Origin of the sequence: Pseudomonas inefficax (assembly GCF_900277125.1) — a bacterium.
In the GTDB taxonomy this organism is placed as follows: Bacteria; Pseudomonadota; Gammaproteobacteria; order Pseudomonadales; family Pseudomonadaceae; genus Aquipseudomonas; species Aquipseudomonas inefficax.
On record NZ_OPYN01000218.1, the window covers coordinates 1 to 5,361 of the forward strand.

The 5,361-nt window shown below is 64.0% G+C and carries 6 protein-coding genes and 1 pseudogene; 3 read left to right on the plus strand and 4 right to left on the minus strand.

All coding sequences use genetic code 11. From position 1 onward, the window contains the following. Both JV551A3_RS27050 and JV551A3_RS27055 read right to left on the minus strand, forming a co-directional pair. A pseudogene (locus JV551A3_RS27050) lies at positions 1-132 on the minus strand (bifunctional NADH-specific enoyl-ACP reductase/trans-2-enoyl-CoA reductase); the annotation flags it as partial. A gap of 251 nt (positions 133-383) precedes the next feature. Further along, positions 384-1,244, minus strand: a complete 861-nt coding sequence (locus JV551A3_RS27055; RefSeq protein WP_133979284.1) for a LysR substrate-binding domain-containing protein — start codon at positions 1,242-1,244, stop codon at positions 384-386. A gap of 135 nt (positions 1,245-1,379) precedes the next feature. Between JV551A3_RS27055 and JV551A3_RS27060 the strand changes: the two genes are divergently transcribed. From JV551A3_RS27060 to JV551A3_RS27070, 3 genes are read left to right on the plus strand one after another with little or no spacing between them, the layout of a single operon-like run. Further along, a complete protein-coding gene (locus tag JV551A3_RS27060) occupies positions 1,380-2,426 on the plus strand; it encodes an agmatine deiminase family protein (RefSeq protein ID WP_133979285.1) in 1,047 nt (348 codons plus the stop codon). 2 nt (positions 2,427-2,428) lie between these two features. Further along, a complete protein-coding gene (locus tag JV551A3_RS27065) occupies positions 2,429-3,514 on the plus strand; it encodes an extracellular solute-binding protein (RefSeq protein ID WP_235874647.1) in 1,086 nt (361 codons plus the stop codon). 3 nt (positions 3,515-3,517) lie between these two features. Further along, complete coding sequence (locus JV551A3_RS27070; protein ID WP_133979289.1) at positions 3,518-4,627, plus strand: agmatine deiminase family protein; 1,110 nt, start codon at positions 3,518-3,520, stop codon at positions 4,625-4,627. A gap of 118 nt (positions 4,628-4,745) precedes the next feature. Here the strand turns inward: JV551A3_RS27070 and JV551A3_RS27080 are convergent, their stop codons facing one another. Further along, positions 4,746-5,279 carry a cytochrome b/b6 domain-containing protein gene (locus tag JV551A3_RS27080; protein WP_133979290.1) on the minus strand — a complete coding sequence of 178 codons (534 nt, stop codon included), beginning with the start codon at positions 5,277-5,279 and terminating at the stop codon, positions 4,746-4,748. Then, the coding region (locus tag JV551A3_RS27085; protein ID WP_133979292.1) for a PepSY domain-containing protein at positions 5,276-5,361 on the minus strand (86 nt) is incomplete at its 5' end. The genes JV551A3_RS27085 and JV551A3_RS27080, both read right to left, overlap by 4 nt.

Here is a 5,361-nt window from a genome sequence, read left to right on the forward strand (position 1 = left end):
CTTCTTCGGGCCATCCTCGCGCACGCCCAGTTTGCGGGTGGCTTCGATCTGGTCACGGACGTTGAGCTCGCAGCCCTTCGGGTGAGTCGTGGTGCAGATGAAACCGCGGACCTTAGGATGAATGATGGCCAATGTCTGTACCTCGTCAGGTTTATGCCGGGGGAAGCGCCGCCATGGGCGATTCCGGTTGATCAGAGGGTGAGACTACCCCTGCAGGTTATCCGACACATATTACGGGGTGATCTTGGGGATGCAAAACGGTGGTTCGCCTGTTCCGGCCTCTTCGCGGGTGAACCCGCTCCCACAGGGACGGCGCAAATCCTGAGGGCTGCGCAATACCTGTGGGAGCGGGTTCACCCGCGAAGGGGCCAGTACAGGCAACATCAATCTGACAAGAGAGCCTCTTTCAGCCATTCCAGGAACTGCCGGGCCAGCGGATCATCCTGACTATCCCGATGCACCAGGCAAGCCCACGCCGGCCCACGCACGCGCTGCGCCGACAACGCCTGCAAACGCCCCTCCTCCACCACCCGCCGTGCCAGCAACTGGCTGACAAGGGCTATCCCCAACCCCTCGCTTGCAGCATCCAGCAGCAGCCCGGGGTCAGAAAAGTTCAGCCCCTTGCCCTGCTGCCCCACATCCTCGCCCCCCTCCAGCTGCCAGTGGCTCCAGTCCATCTCGCGCTCGCCATGCAAGGTGGTGCGCCGCGACATAGGCGTTTGCAGCAACGCTGGGTGGCAGGCCGGGTACAGCTGGTCCTGATACAGCACGTTGAAGCTGCACTCGGCCTGGACACTGAGGTCGTCGCGGATGGCCAGGTCGATGGTCTCGGTCGCCATGTCCGGCACCTCGAAACTGGTGAACAACCACAAGTCGACATCCCGGCAGCGCTGGTGAAAGTCGGCCAGCCGCGGCAACAGCCAGTGCCTGGCAAAGGCCGGGCTGGTGTTGACCACCAGCTGGTTGGGCTTGCGGTACTGGTCGAGCCGGCGAATGCCCACCGCCAGGTGCTGCAGCAGCGACTGCGTGGTGCTGAGCAGGTCGTGCCCGGCGTCGGTCAGGCTCACGCTGCGGCCACTGCGGTGGAACAGCGGCTGCTCCAGGTAGGTTTCCAGGCTGCGAATCTGCTGGCTGATGGCCGACTGGGTCAGGTTCAGCGCTTCGGCGGCCTTGTGGAAGCTGCCCAGCCGCGCAGCGGCTTCGAAGCCGCGTAGGGCATTCAGGGGCGGCCAGTGCTTGAGCATGATTGATAAGCCTTGCTGATCAGATGTGCGCTAAATCTATCGTTTGTCGCAGGCCAAGCCTAGCCATAGCATGGACATCAACACCCGCGACGGCGGGCTTCGTTGATAAAAATCCTTAATTGATCGGAGTTCTCTATGCACCTGTCCCTCGACAGCGGCTGGCGCATGCCCGCCGAATGGGCCCGCCACGCTGCCACCTGGATGGTCTGGCCACACAACCAGGCCCTGTGGGAAAGCGGCTGGCACGTGCGCCTGGCCGACGTACAGCAGGACTATGCCCGGGTCGCGGCGGCCATCGCCCGTTTCGAGCCGGTGAAGATGGTGGTCGACCCTTCGGCCTTGCAAAGCGCACGTGCCCTCTGCGGCGCCAACATCGAACTGATCGAAATGGCCGTGGACGACAGCTGGTGTCGGGACAGCGGCCCTAGCTTCGTCTGCCATCCTCAACATGGCCTGGCCGGCCTGAGCTGGCGCTTCAACGCCTGGGGAAGCAAGTCGCAGCACGGCCAGGACCGCAGCCTCGGCCGGCGCATCCTCGACCACCTGGGCCTGGATGGTTTCAGCACGGCGCTGTGCAACGAAGGCGGGGCGATTCATGTGGACGGCGAAGGCACCCTGATCACCACCGAGTCGGTGCTGCTCAACCCCAACCGCAACCCTGGCGTGAGCAAGGCCGAATTCGAGGCCTGCTTCGCCCGCTATCTGGGCATCCGCAAGACCATCTGGCTACCGGGCGACCCACAATACATCACCGGCGACATGACCGACGGCCACGTCGACGGTGTATGCGCCTTCGCCCGCCCTGGCATGCTGCTGGTCGACGCTACCCATGACCCGCATTCGGTGTACGCCGAAGTCGTGCGGCAAAACCGCCGTGCCCTGGAACTGGCCACCGACGCCCAAGGCCGGCACTTCGAACTGCTCGACCTGTATGAGGCCAGCGCCGCCGTCGACCAGGATGCCGAGCTATTCTGCGCCTCGTACACCAACTTCTACATCGCCAACGGCGCGATCATCATGCCGGCCTACGGCATCGCCGCCGACCAGGAAGCCGCCGCGCAACTGGCCCACGCCTTCCCGGGCCGGGAGATCGTACCGGTGCGCATCGACCACATCGCCCATGGCGGTGGCGGCATTCATTGCATCACCCAGCAACAACCCGAAGTGCAGCCATGGGCATGAGCATGAAACGCCACGTTATGGCCGCCTTGGCGCTGGCCGTCTGCGCCTGCCAGGCTCAGGCCGAGCAGCCCGTGCTGCGCCTGTACAACTGGGCCGACTATTTTGCCGAAGACACCCTCAAACAGTTCACGGCCGAAACCGGCATCCAGGTGATCTACGATGTGATGGATGGCAGCGAAGTGCTCGAGGCCAAGCTGATGTCCGGGCGCAGTGGCTACGACCTGGTCTTCCCCGGTGACACAGTTGCCGAGCGCCTGGTGCGCGCCGGTAGCCTGCAGCCACTGGACCACAGCCGCCTGGAGGCCCTGGACGACATCGAACCCGGCCTGCGCCAGCTGCACGCCCGCTACCCCAAGGCCAGCCAGGCAACCGTGCCCTATACCTGGGGCACCATCGGCCTGACGGTGAATGCCGACAAAGTCCGCCAGCGCATGCGCGATGCACCGCTGGACAACCTCGACCTGCTGTTCAAGCCGGAGCTGGCCGCCAAATTCGCCGACTGCGGTATCTCAGTCATCGATTCACCCGACGAAGTGCTGGCAGTGGTCCTCAACTACCTGGGCCGCGAGCCACACAGTGCCAAGCGCGAAGACCTGACCGCAGCCAGCGAACTGCTCAAGGCGATTCGCCCGTACGTGCGCAAGTTCCAGTCGCAACCGGTGACCGAACTGGTCAACGAGAACCTGTGCCTGTCACTGGGCTACAGTGGCGACGTGATCCAGGCGCAGCGTACCGCCGACGCCGCGGGCAAGCATCTCGACTTCCAGTACCGCGTGCCGCGCCAAGGCACCACGGTGTGGATGGATACCATGGCCATCCCGGCCGATGCCAAGCACCCGGAATACGCCTATCGTTTCATCAATTTCGTCATGCGCCCGGCGAACATGGCGGCCATCAGCAACTTAACCGGTTACCCTACCGCCAGCGCCAAGGCCCGCCAGGCAGTCGACCCGCGCATGCGTGACAACCCCGATATCTACCTCGATCAAGCCACCTATGCCCGGCTGATCCCGGGCCGCGATATCCCACAGGCCGACATGCGTGCACGCATGCGCGTGTGGACCCGCTTCAAGACTGCACAGGACTGAGCCATGCCAAGCCGTAGAACCTTCCTGCAACTTTCACTGGCCGCCGGCCTCGGTGCCAGCCTCGGCCTGCCGCTGGGCCTGGCCCGCGCCGAAGAACCGGGGCGCTGGTTCATGCCGGACGAAGGCGAGCCGCAGCAGCGCGCATTTATCGCCTTCGGCGCCCAGGATGCGATCTGGGAGGATTTCACCGCCGATGTGCAGGCCGCTCTCGGTCGTATCGCCCAGTCCATCGCGCGCTATCAGCCGGTGACTGTGTTCTGCCGGGCCAGCGAGCGCGAGCTGGCCGAGCAGCACTGTGCCAGCCACCGCACAAGTTTCGTCGAGTGTGAGCTGGACGACATCTGGATGCGCGACATCGGCGCCAACTTCGTCGTCGATGATGACGGAGCCCTGGCGGCGGTAGACTTCAACTTCAATGGCTGGGGCAACAAGCAACGTCACCGCAACGATGCCCAACTGGCCAGACGCGTGACCAAGCTGGCCGCCGCCCGCTACCAGCGCAGCGACCTGGTGGGTGAAGGCGGCGCCATAGAGGTGGACGGCCACGGCACGGGCATCATGACCGAGAGCAGCTGGGTCAACGCCAACCGCAACAAAGGCTGGAGCAAGGCCGAGATCGAGGCGGAGCTCAAGCAGCGCCTGGGGTTGAGCAAGATCATCTGGCTACCCGGCATCGCCGGCCAGGACATCACCGACGGGCACGTGGACTTCTATGCCCGCTTCGTAAGACCGGGGGTGGTGATTGCCAACCTGGATAACGACCCGGACTCGTATGACTACGCCGTGACGCGCAAGCACCTGGAGATCCTCAAGCGGGCCACCGATGCCGAGGGCCGCAAGTTACAGGTGCATGTCGTGTCACCGCCGCTCCACGGGCGGCGTAACAGATTCAGCAAAGGTAATGACGACTTTGCCGCGGGGTACATCAATTACTTCGTGCTCAATGGCGCGATCATTGCGCCACAGTTTGGCGATGGGGCGGCGGACGAGAAAGCGCGCGGGCTGCTGGTGACGCTGTATCCGGGGCGGGATATCGTGCAGCTGGATATCGATGCCATTGCTGCGGGGGGCGGGGGTATTCACTGTGTGACCCACCAGTGCCCGGCCGTGTAGCAGATGCTGCCTGTGCTGGCCTCTTCGCGGGTAAACCCGCTCCCACAGGTACTGCGCAAACCTTGAGTTTTGCACAGTCCTTGTAGGAGCGGGTTTACCCGCGAAGAGGCCGCCACAGTCAATCGCGGTGCCGACGGCGCCCCGTGATCATCGACCAGGGCAGGTTTTCCCGCATGCGCACGCTCTCGTAGATGGCCGCCAGCACATGCACGCAAACCAGCACCAGTAGCGCATTGGCCAGCCAGCTGTGCAGGTCCATCGGCCAATCGACGCCAAACAGCGCGTCCACTTCCTCCGACGCCCACCCGGTAAGGCCCAGGCCGGCGATGCAGGTCAGCATCAGCACCATCACCAGCGCACCAATCGGCGAATGCCCCATGTGATGGTCAAGCTCCCCATGCAGCAACGCCCGGGCATGCCCGAGCAGGCTTGCCGGGGTTGGCCAGAAATCGGCCCAGCGCGCGCTGCGTGGCCCGACAAAGCCCCAGATCACACGCACCACCACAACGGCCAGTGCGTAGTAACCCAGCCACTGGTGCCAGTCGTCACCTTCCTCGTTGAAGAAGTAGTTGGCGAAGAACACCACGGCGATCGACCAGTGGCACAGCCGCAGTAGGGGGTCCCACAGCTGCACCGTGCCGTCGCTGTTCAATCGTGGTACTCGGTCTTGACTGCCTTGCCCGTCACTGGATCATGGTAGATCTCGACCTTCTTGCCATCCTTGTCGAAACCGT

Coding starts and splice junctions, on each gene's coding strand:
- JV551A3_RS27055 (WP_133979284.1), bottom strand. CDS start 1,244: ATGCTCAAGCACTGGCCGCCCCTGAATGCCCTACGCGGCTTCGAAGCC.
- JV551A3_RS27060 (WP_133979285.1), top strand. CDS start 1,380: ATGCACCTGTCCCTCGACAGCGGCTGGCGCATGCCCGCCGAATGGGCC.
- JV551A3_RS27065 (WP_235874647.1), top strand. CDS start 2,429: ATGAAACGCCACGTTATGGCCGCCTTGGCGCTGGCCGTCTGCGCCTGC.
- JV551A3_RS27070 (WP_133979289.1), top strand. CDS start 3,518: ATGCCAAGCCGTAGAACCTTCCTGCAACTTTCACTGGCCGCCGGCCTC.